Raw genomic sequence first — 17,625 nt, forward strand, 5'->3', positions numbered from 1 at the left:
ATTCGACCCGTAAACATACAGGCTCGATGAGGCAACTGGGGCAAATGAAGCGCTCAAAATCTCAAAGTGCGGACTTTGTTGACGGGGACTTAGAAACCCCGTCCGTCTACACGGCGGGGTAGTTCATAGCTTCAGCTTATCTGAAGTCTAATGACAAGTTAAATATAGATTAAAGTCAAAATCAGTTGGTCTTAATCAGGACAGATTTAGGTATATATTAAGTTAGCTAGACTTAGTTTTTTTGTGGTAAACCTTTTTCCTGTAATAGATTAAGATTTTTTTTTGCTTAATCCCTGTTTCTCAGATAGAAGTGTTACGATTATTTGGCTTTATTGATAAAGTTTAATAGTTTGAGAAGATGATAAAAAACTCCATAATTTACTGAATAATTAAGGTTTAAAGCAGAAGGAAGAAGGCTTTAGTTATCTAGGAAAGAAGGAAAAATATTGTGTTGTCTGAGTTGTAAGCTTTTGATATGTCCGCGCCCTTTCCTTCGACTACTATAGCAGGGAACAGGGAACAGGGAACAGGGAACAGTGGTAATTTCTGTCTCAGGTTCATCATCAATCTCTGTCCTAACCAACTCTTTCCTTGCTATATAAAGCCTCTTCTTTGAAGAAGAAATAAATCAAAAAAATCCTGTTTGCCAATCCTATTCGTTTTCAGGAGAGGTAATTATTAATTGTTAATTGTTAATTATTGAATATCGGGTTCGGAAAAGATTGAAAATAAATATCTCATTAAGCTTCTTTGATAAACCGAATTATTTCCTGCACATGATTAAGAAATTTCCCGTCTGTTGAAAGTCTCGATATTGCTTTTTCAAAATCTCTAGCTAACTGATGATGTTCTGCTTGGTTTGTATTTCTTAAATCTTCTATTGTCACTGCTAAACGACTGAATTCTTTTCTTGTTATTTCGGAGTGTTGCTGTTGTTTCGATCTAAAAGATTCTGGATTTTCAATACTTAGTTGTGTTCCTAGATATTCAACAGTTTTTTCGATATTTACAAAGCGATTTCTAAGTTCAATAATATCTGCACGAGGATGCAATAATTCTCGACGAATCATCGATAATCGTACCACTAAATATTGATATAAACGTATAGCAGGACGTAAAACAGTTAACAATAAAGCTGCGCCAGAACTCACATAACCAAATACACTAATACCAGTAATAGCTAAAGTATAAAGCCCAACTGTAGAAAGAAAATGTAAAGCCAAAGCTATCCACAAAGAAAAACGCGCTAACTTAGCAACATAATCAACTTGTTGAGCATCAACTGTTATACCTTTTTGCTTTGACTCAGCAGCTTCAGCTAATACCTCTTTAGCTTCAAAATGTATATTCCAGGGAACAGTAACAATTAACAATAACCACCAAAAACAAGCACCCCCAATTACCCAATCTAAAAAACTACCAACCGAAATATGTAGCCATTGTAAAATACCAAATGTCAAAAGTAATATTAAAGCTAGTCCAACAGTAAAGCTAGCAAAATTTACAGAAGTTTTCATTCTTCTACTTCCTCCAATGATGGATACCTCTTGATGATGGTTTAGCTTTGCACAGAAAAATATTTGAAATGTGACAGTTATTCAAATGGTTAAGGTATAAATATTATTTCGGACTAGAGTATAAATTTTTAGAGGTAGATTAAGTAGATTTAAACAAGTTTACACAGTATAGTTTTGTCAGCCTTAGTAATTGGATAATTATTTTGAAGAAGGAAGAAGAAAAAAGTGGATGGGGTTTGTAGACATGAAGTGGCAGGTCATTGACTATCCCCAACCAATTGTAGACACCCTGTAGAGGGTGGGGTATTAAACCCATAAAGAAAAAGATAATAATTTTCCCACAAAATCAAACTAAAAATATTAGCTGAATAGAGAGTTTATCTCAAGATTGAATATTGGTAAGTGGTAAAATTATCAAGGTTATCAGTAAAATCTTACTCTAAAATTTATGAATTTAGTAATACAATTGAAAAACCAATCTCTCCGTTTTTTTGCAATAGCTCTACTTCTGATTGTAAGTGCTTGCGGCAATAATGAAACAATAACTTCCACTACCGAAATATCTCCACAAGTAAAGGAAGAAGATACTGAGGAAAGAGAATATGTTCTAGTTGATGGCTCAAGTACAATTTTTCCCCTATCTGACACAATGGCTCAAAAATTTATGAATGATAATCCGGAAAATCAAGTAATTGTAGGAATATCTGGTTCTGGAAACGGACTAAAAAAGTTTTGTATTGGGGACACAGATATAGCAAATGCTTCCCGTCCCATTAAAAAGTCTGAGATTGACCTCTGTCGGGCAAACGAAATAGAATTTGTTGAAATTCCCATTGCTTTCGATGGTCTTTCTATAATCGTTAATCGCAACAATGATTGGGCAGACTGCCTGACCCTAGAAGAGTTAACAAAAATTTGGCAACCTAATAATGATGATAAGAATAAAATAACAAACTGGAAGCAAATTCGTGATGAATTTCCGGAAGAACCTCTAAGTCTTTTTGCCCCCGATGCTGACTCTGGTAGTTATGATTACTTTACTGATGCTGTTACTGGGGAAGAAGGTAGAAGTCGCAAAGACTATCAGGCCAGTGAAGATGATGATCTGATTATTCAGGGTATCGAATCTGACTGGGGTAGTTTGGGTTTCATAGGCTTTACCTACTACGAAAAAAATCAAGATTTTGTGAAACTAATTGCTATTGATAATGGTAAGGATCAATGTGTGGAGGCAAGCAGTGAAACTATCGCTAACGGTACTTATAGCCTCCTATCTCGTCCATTATTTCTATATGTGAATAAGAATTCCCTAGAAACAATACCCCCTGTCAAAGCTTTTATTGATTACCAAATAGATGTTGCGAATAAAGCGGTAATTTCAGAAGTGGGATATGTACCTTTACCCGGATTGTTACAAGGGAAAATACGAGAGCGTGTTGAAAAACTGACTACTGGTTCTGTTTTTGATGGAGAATCTGCTGTTGGTGTTAAGTTGATCGATAAACTTTTCTCTGAAAAAGAAAGGAATAAAATCAGTGGTAGTTAATCTAATTGAGCTGACACAATAGACATAGGTATGAAAAAGAATAGAGTTGTCGCTAAATAAAGGGAAAAATCACTCTAACCTAGACAGAGAAATAATTCCAAGCATTTTTGCTATCCAATAGCTACAATCCTTACATAACAGGGTTTTTGGGATTGTTTTAAGTTATGAAGCGACAAGTCTAATTTAGAGGTGTTCCAGGGATTGCTGATTAAATCTAAAAGCATTTACAGATAAAGGTTTTAGCCTTTAAAGATCGAAAAAAACTGCAACTTTTTCAGCTTGAGCGACCAAAAAGTTAGGATAAAAGGCAGAATAATTGCAGAAAAATCAAGGAATAAAATATCCGACTAACTCCTCTAAATTCCCCATTCCTCCTGACTCCTGACTCCTGACTCCTGACTCCTGACTCCTACCTCATACCAAAAAACTTATTCAGCAAACCCTAATTAGTTATCGTAAATTCCTTCTTTAAATAAATACCAAAATAGTGATTAGCAGTAAAATCTTCATCATACTCGGCCAATAAAGTGCCTTAAAGATAAAGTTATTTTTATACTTAAAAATCGGAAGATTTGGCTTCAAACTCCAGAGAATAAAGTTCAAAGTCACTAAGAAAATGTATAAATAAACAACAAAGTAAAAGAACTCCAAATAAACAATTCCTTTAGTAATAATTTGTTGTCTGACTGTTACCTGGTCTAAGATAACAATAAATACAAAACCCGCAGAAGCTCCCAAAACTTCCATAGTTTGTTCTTTGTCACAAACCAGTAGTACTGCAAATAACAAAGTCAAAACTACAATCATTGGTCCTAGTTTAGAAATAAACAGACCTAAGAAAGACCTTTGCAAAATAAAAGTATATTGAAGTTCAGGAAAATTAGTTTTTGGTACAGAATCTATCAGACCAAAATTAGTATTGTATGTCTTAAATGCATACTCGAAAAAACTATCCCTGAGATACCATTCTCCGAGTACCATTTCTTGATCTATCCCTGGTGTGGTTCGAGGGTTAATTACATTGTAACTACTTAAGTTAGGAGCAAGAATTACTCGACGATTTAAGTTTCCATTATTGAAATCTTGATGCAAAATCCGGATTTTCAAATCTTTATCATCAAAAGGATAATAATCAAAATTAAAATCCATCCGGAGAGTATAAGCAAAATACCAACCGATAACTTCTAAACCATCTTTTTTGTGTCGATAATCTTCTCTTAACTCATAATCACTATCTTCAATAGCATTAGCAAGTATAATGCCACGAGATAAATCATCATGTACACCATCTTGGTATTCTTGCCATATATAACCTGTGACAAAAGCATCTTTTGCACTGGTAAAATCAAATGATTGAATAAAAACTCCTGTAGGAACAATTAGGGGTGGTTCTTGATTTAATTCTTTGCTTAACTCTATTTGAGGAGCTAATAATTGTGTTACACCAGTATCACTAAGTAAAATATTTCGAGTTGCGGTATAAGTTCTCGCTCTCAACACTAAGCTCCAAACAAAAGCAATATTTGCTACAAAGAATGTCGTAATAATAAATGATACTAATGCAATTCGTTTTACTCCTCCCAGGTAAGCTTTAAATAGTAGAATTGAGAGAAAAACAGCAAACCAAAGGTAGGCGATACTAAGAGCGATTAGTTTACGTCTTGTGACAGCAGAATCTGGTAAAATTTCATCTTGAATAAAGATTATTCCTACTACCCATCCATTTCGATTGGTTGTCCGCAGAAATAACCAAGAATTTTGACCTGTTACGTCATCAGTTAAATTTGCTTCTACTGGTGTACCTTTAAGCGCTCTAACAATTAATTCTCTGAGTTTCTCATCCTTCTGTTCGTATGTAAGATCGAAGACATTTTCTTGAGCTTTAAAAAGTTCTTCATTAGGATGGTAAAGGTAAGTTCCAGTTTGAGAAAGGATAAATCCATAACCTGTTCTACCCAAGTTTAGAGACTCCATCACCTGTCGAATTTGCCCTAATGAATATTCGCTATATACGATACCTCGTGGGGATTTATCTGGAGTATTTGGGTTATAAAAAGGAGTATAAAATCCGACTACTGGATCGCTGACTAGAGAAGTGTCACTCCACAAATATGGCTCTCCCCAATTTGGTCCTTTGTTCAGGGTATTAGTATACCAAGCATATTTGGGTTTAGTATAGTTAATTTTAGTTTCAGATAGTTCTACTTTGTCGTCTCTCCTGATATAATATGGTGCATATAACTTTACATCCGGTTGATAAGCAAAGGGTTGATAAGCAACCCCAATATCTAAAAGTTCTGTATTTGTCTCAATTTCTGATTTAAGTCGCTCCAATAATTCCCCATCATTTAATTTACCAGAAGTGAGGTCGTTGGCTACAGAAATAGCTGATTTTTGGGCAAAATACAGTCGTCGGTCAATCTCCAGAGCAACTCTAGCTGTTTCCCTTTGAGCTTGATGTTTAGCATTATCAAATCTCTCTTTTTGTTCTAGAGTGTACAATAAAGACCCTAATATAGCTAATGTTAAACTAATTCCACCAAGGGTTAGTGAAGTGTAAAATGCGATTATTTGTGGCTTACTAGCATTATTAATAGTTAATGTTTTATGTAAAAATTTGTAGATTTTTTGTTTGATTATTTTAGCTTTTTTTTGAATTTTTTTCTCGTCTTTTATGAAATCATTTTGAATCTTTTTATCAATCTTCATAATTTTGTTTTTTCTGTAGATTTTATTACATAATAATATCTTGATTTTTGGCAAAAAAATGGAGAGTATTAACATTTTTTTAAGCTGCCTAGATCAAAATATATGAGTGTCAAGATTACCCGAAGGAGAATTGGGCGTTGGTGAATTAGTGTATCATATTCATCTTAATTACTTAGGAGTCAACCCACCCCTAACCCCTCCCCTCCTGGGAGGGGAAGGACCGAGTCAGGAGTCAGGAGGGAATAAAGAAGAAGAAAGAGGAGTAGAAGGAAAAAGTTTTTTGGTCGCGGAGCGCGGAACAGAGTTCTATCGCGCTTTTATCCGGATATGATATCATACCTCAAATCACCAACGCCGAGAATTGTGCTATCTATAGCGCTGTGCGCAGGCAACAGGCAACAGCTCCGGAAGGGGGAATAAATTGCCGTTTGCGCAGCATCTCCGTTGGAATAATATAAGACTTTTAGCTATTTTGCCTCTCCTGCAATTTGTAAATATACCAGCGCTCATTGCTATAAATTTTGTCTCAAAATATCAACTCTAGTTCATCTGATATTTGAGCGACAAATATAGGAAGATCAATCTGAAATGTTCCTAACTCTTACAGCACTTTTGAGAAAAATAGTTTAATCTTAATATCTTTTCTTTCTCTTGAGTTACACAACTCTACTAAGTAGGTAAGTATTAAAAAATCAAAACGTCAAAATTAGGCGACAGTTTATCAATACCTTATTTCAAACTTTTTACACAACTAAATATACATCGATTTTATTGTACCAACTTACTTATTCGTTCTCCGATTATTACTCAAATAATACATTCAGTACTTACGCATGAGGTACGAAAAACTAGGATTTGAGATGGCTTTCCGTTCCGGACTGCTCCGCAAACCCTGTGGGTCGCTTCGGACGAAAATACCTTGCAGGTGCGTAAGTCCTAACACTATATATAGCATAGCTTTGTAGGCTCTGTATATATGAACTAGACAACTAATTAAAAAAGTCAAGTTATTTTTGATTTTTTTAAAAGTCTGACAAGGTAAAGTTTGATTTGCATCAGCCAAAAGAGATTTTCAGAAAAAATTAAGGTATTCTATAATTTGCAGGATAATGCCTGGTTATTTTAAATTTAATTTGCCCTCTCTCCAATCCCTGCTCTGATAATTCCATGATGATGCAATGCCAATATTAAAATATTATTTAACAATACTTGATCGACTGTTTTTTTGCTACTGTAAGAACAATCTAAATTTTGCATTGTACTAGACTCTAGACTTCAGTTTCTGTAGACTAGGAAAGTACATTATTCTTATAATAAATCTCTAAGTTGAGTAAAAAAAATGGACTTATTAGAACAAATTTGGAATAGTCTTGGAGAAATCTCTATTTTTGGCCTATCGGCATATAAACTATTATTTGCACTCGGGGTTTTGCTATTAACACTAATACTCCAGGGATTTATTGCTGGAGTAATTATTAAAAGTATTGAAGGTCTGGCTTCTAACACTAAATCTGACTTAGACGATCAATTAATTTTTATCATTAAAGAACCCTTAAGCTGGTTAGTTTTACTTGCTGGATTTTGGGCAGTGCATATAATTTTAATAGAGTATATCAGTGCTGAGTTAAACAAACTTATAACTGATATTATTGGTTTAGCTGCTATTGCTCTGGTAGCAAATGTGATTTATCGTTCAGCTCCTTTGTTAGGTCAACTACTAAAATATCTAACTATTCAAACTGAGACAGACCTCGATGATTTGCTGGTTCCCTATTTCCCTAGACTATTTCGGATTGCAGCAATTGTTGTGGTATGTATTAAAGGAGCAGAAGTATTTTTGGGAGCATCTGCGGGAGCTCTGATTGGTTTACTTGGTGGTGCTGGTGTTGCTTTAGGTCTGTTGTTCAAAGACATTATCTATGATTGGTGTTGTGCTATAATTATCTATACTGATCGGTTGTATCGACCTGGAGATTGGATAGCAGTTACAGGGTTAACTGGTTTTTTCCAGGTTTCAGAAATCGGTTTAAGAACAACAAAGTTGTACGCATGGGAATGGGGTTCGATCATTAAAATGCCCAATTCTCGAATGGTAGGTGGTATTGTAGATAACTGGTCTCAAAACAGAGCTGATGTTGAAGAGTGGGGGATAACAGGAACTTTAAAAATTGATGGCATTACAGCAGATCAAGCAGAGACGATTATGGCTGGTCTTGATGAAATATTTAAAAGTATGGAAGGTATTCTTGAACATTATATAATGTTCAATGGCGTTGAAGGTAATGCTCGCATAATAAAATATGTTTCATATCATCCTCCTGCTGGTTACTCCCGTGCTGCCCGTGAATTTCACTTGAAAGTAATGAGGTTAATGGAAAAAGAGGGTATTGCTGCTCAGAATGTTTATATTATAACTGACACAGAAACTTATGCAAAAAATATGAAAATGGCAAGCAAGAATTGAGTGCTAAATATCCATAAGTTAATATTTTGGTAATGGTAAACAAGTAGTTATTGTTGAGGTTTACCTTCTAGTATCGCTACGCGGAAATTAAAAGTCATGCATTTAAAAGCGAGTGCTAATTGGCGAGGTCTCCTACGGGGCGCCTACTGTGCGGAATTACTTCCGCACACAGCCCCTCCAGAATGTAAGACGCACATCTGACAGTCAATCATTTTTGATTTGTAATTGTTCGCGCGATTTTGTAACTGGTCAGTTATTTCCGCTGAATACTGATAAATAACTGTTGTGAGGAGTCAGTCCTCAGGAGTCAGGAATCAGGAGGGAAGAAAGGAGAAAAAGAGGAAATATTGGTATTGGGGGTATTGATAATTTCAGTATTTGTTTGGTACTGTCGGTATTGTCAGTCCTTAAATTTTATTTATAACTGACCCGTCCGCAATTCGTAGCTCCCCCAGAGGGGGAACATGATATAACATCTTTTTGTTCCTGCTTACCTAACTTTTTTCTTTCTATTTAATAGTTTAATGGCGAATATTAATGCTTTCTATCTCTGATCGCCAACTTTGCTAAAGTTGATTTGTAGAAACTTCCTACTTTTCACAGCTTTGTGGCTGTATCCTGTCTTAATTTAGCAACAGTGACATCTGGAGTTACAGATATTTCCAAACCATGACCAATAAACCATCCTTACTAATTCCATAATAGACATCTGGTAAAAATCCAAAATAAAATCAATTCTCACACATAAATTATCAATTCTTTCCCCTCCTGGGAGGGGGAGGGGCGAGGGGTGGGTTCCCTACTGCCTACAGCAAAGCTGCCTACTGCCTCATTTGGAGGAGATGTCTAATAGTTACTTATGGGTGAAATTGCCAAGCTAAACTATTTTTTTGCCAAGTAAAACCTTGGTTTTGATGCTGAGAAGTCTAGGCAAGTAGAGTTGCATTAACCGGTCAATCAAATATATTGCTACGCCAATGTAAAACAGATGTATTTTCTGCCGATAAATAACCTCAAGATTAGTTTATTCCTGCCTCAGTAAATTCCAATTTTGACCAAAAAAAAGGTCTCAAGTTTTCCCTTTCTAGGGGATAAAAAAGAAAATTCTGCATCTTAAAAGCTTCCCTAGTACTGATAGGGTAGCTCCTCTATCTGTAAAGATGCTAAGTAAATTGACTAACCAATTTCTTTAGTTGAACTGCATAAACTGATGCTCCTAGTGCCCGTGTCATTAATTGAGAACCCAAGCAAATTCTGAGAATAGGTAAATCTGTAATAATGACGATTTTTTAGTAAATTCAATTCATCTGTTAAAAATGGAGAATCTGGTTAATCCAATATATCTGCCAATCATTATTTAGTAAATCAATTTTATACCAAATTGACGCAAAGGTAGTTATGTATTAATCTATAATTTTTTGTCTTAAATCTACAATTTTATCGTTCGCAGATATTGTAAATATTTAATTTTTTTCGATCTTTTTTCATATAGAACCCATTTGAGGTCTATATAATTATGGTAGTCCAGTCTTTTCGCGCATCAATGAGTGAGGAACAATCATCAGCAAGGAGTGTTGAATTTTTTATATTATTTCTCCCCACATCTACCCTCTTACCTCTTACCTCTTACCTCTTATCTCCTGTCTCCTGTCTCCTGTCTCCTGTCTCCTAGCTCAAAAAACTTAATATTTATGAAGATACGCTTAGGGGTTCTATACTTCCCTTTGTCTAAGACTTACGGACGTTGTATGCAATCTCCCTACTGCTCACTCTTCCATGAATGTAGCAATATTTTATGAAATTGGTATTAGAAGTATTTTTGTGAGTAGCGGGAAGACTAAAGTTAAACAAATAAATCCAATTCATATCAGCTTATGAATAAAAATCTAATATGGTTATTTGTCATCGTGAGTATAGTTTTTGTAACTGCTGGTGACAGTTTTGAATTTGTGCCTCAACCTGTCCAAAATGCCAGCTTGCAAAGTCGAAAATTTATAGTTGGACTATGGCCTGATTGGTTGAAGCCCAAGAATACTAATGAACGTACAGAAGATGCTGTAAAGGATCTAGAAAATCGTGCCGATCCATAAATAGGGTTTGCTGAAAAAGTCTTATGAGCAAGGGTAGGAGTCAGGAGACAGGAGACAGGAGACAGGAGGAATGGGGAATGAGCGAGAAGGCAGGAGTTAGAATTATTCCTCAATTTCTCTGTCCAAATCTTGCTGTTAATACTAACTTTTTGAGGCTTTTCAACTCAAATAAGCGCACCCCCTCCAGACTTAAAAATGCCAAAAGCTTTATCTGTAAAGACTTTCATATTTATTCAGCAAACCCTAAATAGACATCTCCACCAAAAAAGGGAGTAGGGAGTAGGGGGTAGGGAACCCACCCCTCGCCCCTCCCCCTCCCAGGAGGGGAAAGAATTGATAATTTCTGTGGAGGTAGAAAAAAACTCGCTCCACACCCCCTAATATCAAATTCGGTAGCATTAGTGTAATTAGATTCACAGAACTTACGCAAAATACAAAGTTATACACCATCTGTAGGGGCGTTTTGCTCCGCAACATATAAAGCTTCAGCTATGCGTCAGTAAACGGCCGTTCTGTATGTGGTGGTTATGCGTAATATCAAATCCGTTTAATTCGGTATAAAAACATTCTTTATCTTCACCATTACCAAATCTTCATAAATTTTTTCCCTCCTGACTCCTGACTCCTGACTCCTACTTCAAAAGATTTTATACCGATGCTACCGGATTTGATATAATATCATGTCCGGATAATTAGCGATCAAAAAACTTTCTCCTTCTTTTCTTCTTTCTTCCCTCCTGAATTGCAGAATTGCTTACTCCTGACTCCTAAGTAGTTTATTTATAACTGTTCAACCGGACATGATATAACTCCTGATTCATAATTTTTAAATCATCATTTTTAAATATATCCCAAATGGGTTCTATACTGGCGGTGGTGTAATACCAAGGGTGAGTTGCAATGCACTCTACTGACGTGACACACCCCGCACAAAATTAGGTGTGTCAGTCCACTACAGGTAGAACTTGGTACGGAAGTCCTGAAGATATTACAATGGAGAGATCCAGAAATGATATTCCAGGGTAAATGCTTTGAAAGAACTTTTGATTACTGCAACCGATACCGACGCTGGTAAAACGATATTAACCCTCGCTCTTGCTGCTTATTGGCAAACTTACCATCAAGATAGGAATTTAGGTTTATTTAAACCTATTCAAACTGGCATTGGCGATCGCGAACTTTACACTAAATTATTTTCTCTAGACCAATCTCTTGACGAAATTAACCCTTTATGGTATGAAACACCAGTTGCTCCTCCTGTAGCTGCAGAACGGGAAGGTCGTCTGGTACAATTAGACTTGGTATGGTCAACTTTCGCAAGATTACGACAACAAAAAGATTTTGTGTTAGTTGAGGGTTTAGGGGGACTAGGTTCTCCTGTAACTCACGAACTTACGGTGGCAGATATAGCTAGAGATTGGCATTTACCTACTATTTTGGTTGTACCAGTAAAGTTAGGCGCGATCGCTCAAACTGTAGCGAATGTTGCTCTAGCTCGTCAAATGAAGGTTAACCTCCGAGGCATTATCCTCAACTGCGTTAAACCTTGCTCGGAGCAAGAAATTGCTGACTGGACTCCTGTTGAGCTAATTCAATCCTTAACTCAAGTACAAGTCTGTGGAATTATACCACATTTACCAGAAATTAACAACCTAGACAAATTAGCAACAGCAGCCTCTAATTTAGATTTAGAGAAATTTTGGCCCTTACCGAAAAAGAAGGTCTAAAGCCTCCCCTTTCAAGGGGATAAAAAAAGATCAACTTCAGTATTTTCGTAGCCTCACGCTTTAGCGGTCGGTACTGATAACTGATAACTGATAACTGATAACTGAAATGACCAACCACAATCAAAATTTAATAACTCAGTATAAAAAATATGGTTTCAACTATTCCGACCTCAAATTCCGTTACTCAATCTCAACTGCGTCCAGAAATTAGAGAACTACAACCTTTGTTAGTTGAATGGCGGCGACATCTCCATAAAAGACCAGAGCTAGGTTTCAAAGAATATTTAACAGGGGAATTTATTTGCCAAAAATTGCAAGAGTGGGGCATCGAACATCAAAAAGGAGTTGCTAAAACAGGTATCCTTGCAACTATTGACAGTGGTAAACCAGGACCTGTATTAGCTATCAGGGCAGATTTAGATGCTCTGCCAATTCAAGAATTAAACGATGTGCCATATAGATCGATACATAATGGTGTGATGCACGCCTGTGGCCATGACGGACATACAGCGATCGCTCTAGGTACTGCCTACTATCTCGCTACCCATCGCCAAGATTTTAATGGGATCATAAAAATCATTTTCCAACCTGCCGAAGAAGGACCTGGAGGCGCTAAACCAATGATTGAAGCGGGGGTGTTGAAAAATCCTGATGTCGATGCCATCATTGGTTTGCACTTGTGGAATAATCTACCCCTCGGCACAGTAGGAGTCCGCAGTGGTGCTTTAATGGCAGCTACTGAAAGATTTAATTGCACAATTTTGGGCAAAGGTGGACATGGAGCTATGCCTCATCAAACTGTAGACTCTGTGGTAGTTGCAGCTCAAATTATTAATGCTTTGCAAACAATAGTAGCTCGGAATATTAATCCTATAGATTCAGCGGTTGTGACGGTTGGGGAGTTAAAAGCAGGTCGGGCATTTAATGTTATTGCTGATACTGCCCGAATGGCTGGTACAGTGCGCTATTTTAATTTGGCTTATCAAGATTATTTTGCTAAACGAATTGAGCAAGTTATTGCCGGAGTTTGTGAAAGTCACGGGGCGAGTTATGAATTTAATTATACTCCTCTTTATCCCCCGTTAATTAACGATCAAAAAATGGCAGATTTGGTTAAAAGTGTAGCTGAATTATTAATAGAAACTCCTGCGGGTGTTGTACCAGAATGTCAAACTATGGGGGGTGAGGATATGTCATTTTTTCTACAAGAAGTACCTGGTTGTTATTTCTTTTTAGGTTCAGCAAATGCCGATAAAAATTTAGCTTATCCGCACCATCATCCTAGATTTGATTTTGATGAAACTGCTCTAGGAATGGGAGTAGAAATGTTTATGCGTTGTGTGGAGAAGTTTTGTAGTCAGGGTTAACTTATTTTCCTCGAATAACGTTTTGATTTTTAACCGGATTTGTCTTAGAAAGTCCGGTTTTTTGATATTATGTTTACTGTAATACCAAAATGTTTGCTACAAGTATTTAGACTTTTCCTAGATTCTAAATCCGGCTTAAATTCCTTAATTTCCTGTGCTTTAGTTTATGGGTTTATTTACGCAAATAGGGATTTTTGTTAATTTAGTAAATCTCCCTTGTTAAAATTTTGATTGATATTAAAATATAAAAAATTAGAAAGATAACGCTACTTTTAAAAAAAGATGTTTTGATCTAAATAAAGTATTAAGAATAATCAAAACATCAGAAATATAGACTTATATAGTCAGTAGCTAAACTTGTGATTACAAATAATTCAGAATATTTATGAAAAATAACATCAAGCAAAAGCTAAATTACCTAAGAATATTAACAATTACTTCTCTATCTTTATTAGGAAGTCAAATACCAACTATTGCCATGGCAGACCAGTGGACTCCATGGGTTAACCAGAACAATGAAATATTACTTGCTCAACAACAAGTTTGTCAGCTTCAGTCTTCACCAGCAGATAGTCGTGCAGGTGTCGATTTCCGAGACCAGCCAAATGGAGGTAGAAATATTGCCTTTTTTAATAACGGTACTTCTGTAACAGTCATAAATAGGTCTAATGATGGACAATGGACACAAGTAACTGGACCGAATAATTCTCAAGGTTGGGTATATACTCCCTATCTGCAAAATTGCAATACACGCTCTGGTTCACAACTACCCGATACAGGAGATAGAACAGGTGGAGTACCAGTAGGAACAATTTGTCGGGCAATAGGTTCCCCCGAATATCCGAATATTCCAGTGCGAGATTTTCCCAATGCCAAAGGTTATAATATGCCTTTCAATTTTGCTAAAAATACTCCACTGAGAGTTACTGAACCACCAGCAGGACAAGAGTCTCAGTCAAAGTGGGTTTATGTTCAATCAGTACAAACTCCTCAACAAATGGGGTGGGTATGGAGACCTTATATTCAATGTAATTAAGTTAGCTAAGTAATAGACATCTCCAGAAAAGAGGGAACAGGGAACAGGGAACAGGGAACAGGGAGGAGTAATTGATAATTTCTAGATAATAATTGATTTTATTTTTAATTTTTGGAGATGTCCAATTTATAAGAAGGTCTGACGGTCAACAACAACGAGCATTTTTGGTACGGTCATTGATTAAGGAAGCCGATATTTTTTGTTTTGATGAACCGTTTGTTGGAGTTGACCAGAAGACTGAAAATATTATTTGTATCCATCTTGTTTTGGGATATATATTAATATGAACTCAACAGAAAATATCACCATTCAACATCTATCTGAGAAAGATATAAAGCTAATGCAAGACTTGCTCAATGTTTTTGGTGATGCGTTTGATGAAGTGGAAACTTATTGCAAAGTCAAACCTGAAACTGATTATCTTCGTAAGCTACTCAGCAGAGATTATTTTATCGTGTTGGTTGCATTAAAACATGGAGAGGTGGTGGGTGGTCTGGCAGCATATGAACTTCACAAATTTGAGCAAGAACGCAGCGAGATTTATATATATGATTTGGCGGTATCGACTGAACACCGTCGCCAAGGTATAGCAATGGCGCTCATTGACACACTCAAGAATATAGCTGTCGATCGGGGAGCTTATGTTATCTTTGTTCAAGCTGACTATGGTGACGATCCAGCAATAGAGTTATATAGAAAAGTTGGGGGTGTGCGGGAAGATGTCCTACACTTTGATATTGTAGTCAAACATGATGAGTAATTTTTTAGCTTCAAAAAGCGTAACACACCGAAAATTAAAATCTAGATGGTGCGTTACATTTCATTAATGCACCCTACTGGACTGACACAGCTGAAATTCAGCCCCAACTCAAGATATAGTAAGGAACGAGTTGGTGTTTGACTTATGTTGATGATGAATTTTAGACTAGGCAATGTTTTTCCCACTGTTGCCTGTTGCCTGTTGCCTGTTGCCTGCTATCTTGAAAAAGATTATTGAGCGATCGTTTTTGTAGAAATTCTGAGGTTTTTTATCATGCTAAATGTAACTATGTGATGAAATTCAAAGCGATCTACTGAAATATTTGCGTTTAGTCGAAGAGGGAAAAACTGTTGTAATTATTAGATATGAGCAAGCGAGCGCTGAAATTAGAACTATTGCCAATAGCAAGCAGTTACGACCATTTGGTTTATGCGCAGGTGAGTTTACTGTTCCGGATGATTTCGATGCTCCTTTGCCAGAAGATATACTTAATGCATTTGAGGGGAAATGAGAATTTTATTAGATACCCATATCTTTTTATGGTTCAGCAACGCAAGCTAATAAATTGCTGAACCGAAATCAACCGTGTTGAAAAATAAGTTGCAAGCAAGTATTAAAAATCATTTTCTTCATACTCAAAAGTAGAGTCAATAGTCTTTAGTGCTGGATAAAGACTTACAACTTCTTGGGTGATATGCCAATAATATCTATTTATAGAATAATCAATTATTTTCTCTGATATCAAAATACTAATAAAATATTGAAATAATGAAATACTGCGCGGAATTTGATTTGTTTTTGTTGATTGAATTTTCTGGATTACTGCTTTAACTTTTTCTTTAATTTGTTTTTCTTCAACTACATTGATTAACAGACGATATAAGTTATCGCAAAAACGACTCATATCTTTTGGTTTAAGCTCATCAGGTATTTTTTTATCTTGAAATAATTTATTGATTTCTTTTGCTAAATATTGTTTATTTTTGATTTCCAGGCAATTATTATCTTCAATAAAATCGGAAGTTTGTTCAAAAGCAAGTATTAACATATCTAATTGTTCAACCGTTGCTTTAATTTGTGCAGCTAAACGTAATTTTCTCCAATCAATTTCCGAATTTTTATAGACAAGATCGTGAGTTGAAACAGACCAGGCGTGTTCAAAAGCACTTTTGATTTGTATTTCAAATTTAATTTTATAAATACTTAATTGATTCTCTTGAATTATGTCATTATTGGTCTTAAGTTGAGCATAAATTCGAGTTGAATCAAACTTAAATGTATCTGGAGATTTTTTATTCTGTCCTCTTTTAACTGTATTGATAATTTCAAATGTACTTTGACAAAATTCTCTGACCTCTTGTTCATGAGATAGAGTGGGGATAATAATTGTACAAGCAAACAAGTCATCCAAATCTGACCATTTTTTAAATCTAATGATAAATCTAATATTTTGCCTATAGATTTAATAGTTTTGCGAAATTCGTCTTCTATTTCATCCTTTTCTTCCCATTCACTATCTCGATTAGTAAAAGCTCTATCAAGATAATCAGCACTATAAGATTTTGCACCCTCTTCTAAAAATAACAGTAGTTGTGCTACCATTTCAACATCTTTCATTTGTTTTCTGGGAGTAGAATGAAGGTTGGGAAAGTTTTTAATTTTTTCTTCTAAGTAATTAAACATCCAATTAGATAATTCCTCTGCAAGAGTAATAAAATCACCACTAAGTCTTGCATGACGAAGTTCTTGAGGAGTTAATTTAATCACATTACGATTAATCCGATCGAATATATTACTAATAACGTCTTCATCGGATGATGGTAAATATTCAATAGCAAATTGATACTTCCAAAAATCTTGTTTATCTTTAGTCTCTAAATCTTGAAAGTATTTACCGCGAAAGCGTTGAATAGACATTTTTTCAGAGACAGGAAATTCATTATTAACAAATTGAAACAGGGTAGATAATCTCTGTTTTCCATCAACTATGCTAACTTTTGAAACTCCTTCAGGACTGATTTCTTGATATATAAAAATTGCAGGTGCTGGATATTCATGTAATACTGTATCAATAAAGTAATCCTTATAATCTTGATTCCAAACACTACGTCTTTGGTATGATGGATCTAAATCAAGAAGTTCTCTTTGATATAAATCCCAAAACCAGGAAATAGTTTGAAAGTTGATTGTTCTTTTCATGTTATTTTATTTGTAGGATTGATTCTTATATTACTATCTAATATTTATTATGTCACTTTGAGAATATTGTACTATGGAAGATGATTCAATCTCAATCAAATTTATCCTATATCAAGGAAAATATTAACTACAAACACTCAATCAACCCAGTTGGTGAGTATAATCAGTGTTAATTGTGTTTTACATACTTTGAACTATTAAATTCTTAAA

Annotated in this window: 15 protein-coding genes and 1 pseudogene; 11 read left to right on the forward strand and 5 right to left on the reverse strand. The window is 35.5% G+C overall.

The features are described 5' to 3' along the window. Nucleotides 1-740 precede the first annotated feature (740 nt). The gene (locus tag F6K06_RS20375) at nt 741-1,517 is read right to left on the reverse strand and encodes a hypothetical protein (RefSeq protein WP_124155272.1); all 777 of its coding nucleotides are present in this window, start codon (nt 1,515-1,517) and stop codon (nt 741-743) included. A 448-nt stretch (nt 1,518-1,965) separates the two neighbouring features. Between F6K06_RS20375 and F6K06_RS20380 the strand changes: the two genes are divergently transcribed. Then, entirely contained in the window at nt 1,966-3,063 is a 1,098-nt protein-coding gene (locus tag F6K06_RS20380) for a PstS family phosphate ABC transporter substrate-binding protein (protein WP_287244019.1), read from the forward strand. A 468-nt stretch (nt 3,064-3,531) separates the two neighbouring features. On the opposite strand, the gene F6K06_RS20385 is transcribed toward F6K06_RS20380, so the two are convergent. Beyond that, on the reverse strand, nt 3,532-5,772 hold the full coding sequence (locus F6K06_RS20385) for a Cache 3/Cache 2 fusion domain-containing protein (RefSeq protein ID WP_287244021.1): 2,241 nt from the start codon (nt 5,770-5,772) through the stop codon (nt 3,532-3,534). 106 nt (nt 5,773-5,878) lie between these two features. On the opposite strand from F6K06_RS20385, the gene F6K06_RS20390 reads away from it, so the two are divergent. Together F6K06_RS20390 and F6K06_RS20395 are read left to right on the forward strand one after the other, a co-directional pair. Continuing rightward, the gene (locus F6K06_RS20390; protein WP_124145451.1) at nt 5,879-6,103 is read left to right on the forward strand and encodes a hypothetical protein; all 225 of its coding nucleotides are present in this window, start codon (nt 5,879-5,881) and stop codon (nt 6,101-6,103) included. Nucleotides 6,104-7,111: 1,008 nt separating this feature from the next. Next, nucleotides 7,112-8,236, forward strand: a complete 1,125-nt coding sequence (locus F6K06_RS20395; RefSeq protein WP_287244024.1) for a mechanosensitive ion channel family protein — start codon at nt 7,112-7,114, stop codon at nt 8,234-8,236. A 1,163-nt stretch (nt 8,237-9,399) separates the two neighbouring features. On the opposite strand, the gene F6K06_RS34115 is transcribed toward F6K06_RS20395, so the two are convergent. Further along, nucleotides 9,400-9,522, reverse strand: a complete 123-nt coding sequence (locus tag F6K06_RS34115) for a hypothetical protein (RefSeq protein ID WP_124147717.1) — start codon at nt 9,520-9,522, stop codon at nt 9,400-9,402. 588 nt (nt 9,523-10,110) lie between these two features. On the opposite strand from F6K06_RS34115, the gene F6K06_RS20400 reads away from it, so the two are divergent. The 8 genes and pseudogenes from F6K06_RS20400 (at nt 10,111) to F6K06_RS20435 (ending at nt 15,727) form a co-directional block, all read left to right on the forward strand. After that, nucleotides 10,111-10,326 (forward strand): hypothetical protein, encoded by a 216-nt coding sequence (locus tag F6K06_RS20400; RefSeq protein WP_124147711.1) that lies wholly within the window; start codon nt 10,111-10,113, stop codon nt 10,324-10,326. A gap of 23 nt (nt 10,327-10,349) precedes the next feature. After that, the gene (locus tag F6K06_RS20405) at nt 10,350-10,577 is read left to right on the forward strand and encodes a hypothetical protein (RefSeq protein ID WP_124147712.1); all 228 of its coding nucleotides are present in this window, start codon (nt 10,350-10,352) and stop codon (nt 10,575-10,577) included. A gap of 780 nt (nt 10,578-11,357) precedes the next feature. Beyond that, nucleotides 11,358-12,053 carry a dethiobiotin synthase gene (gene bioD / locus F6K06_RS20410; protein ID WP_287244029.1) on the forward strand — a complete coding sequence of 232 codons (696 nt, stop codon included), beginning with the start codon at nt 11,358-11,360 and terminating at the stop codon, nt 12,051-12,053. Between the two features lie 149 nt (nt 12,054-12,202). Beyond that, nucleotides 12,203-13,420, forward strand: a complete 1,218-nt coding sequence (locus F6K06_RS20415) for a M20 family metallopeptidase (protein WP_287244031.1) — start codon at nt 12,203-12,205, stop codon at nt 13,418-13,420. A 385-nt stretch (nt 13,421-13,805) separates the two neighbouring features. Further along, nucleotides 13,806-14,456 carry an SH3 domain-containing protein gene (locus F6K06_RS20420; protein ID WP_287244033.1) on the forward strand — a complete coding sequence of 217 codons (651 nt, stop codon included), beginning with the start codon at nt 13,806-13,808 and terminating at the stop codon, nt 14,454-14,456. A gap of 137 nt (nt 14,457-14,593) precedes the next feature. Beyond that, nucleotides 14,594-14,707: pseudogene (locus tag F6K06_RS20425) on the forward strand (manganese ABC transporter ATP-binding protein); the annotation flags it as partial. Nucleotides 14,708-14,739: 32 nt separating this feature from the next. Then, nucleotides 14,740-15,216, forward strand: coding sequence for an AAC(3)-I family aminoglycoside N-acetyltransferase (locus F6K06_RS20430; protein WP_124155552.1), 477 nt, complete (start codon nt 14,740-14,742; stop codon nt 15,214-15,216). A 322-nt stretch (nt 15,217-15,538) separates the two neighbouring features. Further along, the gene (locus F6K06_RS20435) at nt 15,539-15,727 is read left to right on the forward strand and encodes a type II toxin-antitoxin system Phd/YefM family antitoxin (RefSeq protein WP_124155551.1); all 189 of its coding nucleotides are present in this window, start codon (nt 15,539-15,541) and stop codon (nt 15,725-15,727) included. A 102-nt stretch (nt 15,728-15,829) separates the two neighbouring features. Here the strand turns inward: F6K06_RS20435 and F6K06_RS34120 are convergent, their stop codons facing one another. Both F6K06_RS34120 and F6K06_RS34125 read right to left on the reverse strand, forming a co-directional pair. Beyond that, a complete protein-coding gene (locus tag F6K06_RS34120; RefSeq protein WP_124155550.1) occupies nt 15,830-16,264 on the reverse strand; it encodes a hypothetical protein in 435 nt (144 codons plus the stop codon). 173 nt (nt 16,265-16,437) lie between these two features. Continuing rightward, on the reverse strand, nt 16,438-17,415 hold the full coding sequence (locus F6K06_RS34125) for a DUF262 domain-containing protein (protein ID WP_124155549.1): 978 nt from the start codon (nt 17,413-17,415) through the stop codon (nt 16,438-16,440). Nucleotides 17,416-17,625 lie beyond the last annotated feature (210 nt).

This window comes from Okeania sp. SIO1H4, from assembly GCF_010672695.1.
Lineage (GTDB): Bacteria > Cyanobacteriota > Cyanobacteriia > Cyanobacteriales > Microcoleaceae > Okeania > Okeania hirsuta.

Bases quoted from the DNA above. Each gene is read 5' to 3' on its own strand.
- F6K06_RS20375 (WP_124155272.1), bottom strand. From the start codon at position 1,517: ATGAAAACTTCTGTAAATTTTGCTAGCTTTACTGTTGGACTAGCTTTA.
- F6K06_RS20380 (WP_287244019.1), top strand. From the start codon at position 1,966: ATGAATTTAGTAATACAATTGAAAAACCAATCTCTCCGTTTTTTTGCA.
- F6K06_RS20385 (WP_287244021.1), bottom strand. From the start codon at position 5,772: ATGAAGATTGATAAAAAGATTCAAAATGATTTCATAAAAGACGAGAAA.
- F6K06_RS20395 (WP_287244024.1), top strand. From the start codon at position 7,112: ATGGACTTATTAGAACAAATTTGGAATAGTCTTGGAGAAATCTCTATT.
- F6K06_RS20400 (WP_124147711.1), top strand. From the start codon at position 10,111: ATGAATAAAAATCTAATATGGTTATTTGTCATCGTGAGTATAGTTTTT.
- F6K06_RS20405 (WP_124147712.1), top strand. From the start codon at position 10,350: ATGAGCAAGGGTAGGAGTCAGGAGACAGGAGACAGGAGACAGGAGGAA.
- F6K06_RS20415 (WP_287244031.1), top strand. From the start codon at position 12,203: ATGGTTTCAACTATTCCGACCTCAAATTCCGTTACTCAATCTCAACTG.
- F6K06_RS20420 (WP_287244033.1), top strand. From the start codon at position 13,806: ATGAAAAATAACATCAAGCAAAAGCTAAATTACCTAAGAATATTAACA.
- F6K06_RS20430 (WP_124155552.1), top strand. From the start codon at position 14,740: ATGAACTCAACAGAAAATATCACCATTCAACATCTATCTGAGAAAGAT.
- F6K06_RS34120 (WP_124155550.1), bottom strand. From the start codon at position 16,264: ATGTTAATACTTGCTTTTGAACAAACTTCCGATTTTATTGAAGATAAT.
- F6K06_RS34125 (WP_124155549.1), bottom strand. From the start codon at position 17,415: ATGAAAAGAACAATCAACTTTCAAACTATTTCCTGGTTTTGGGATTTA.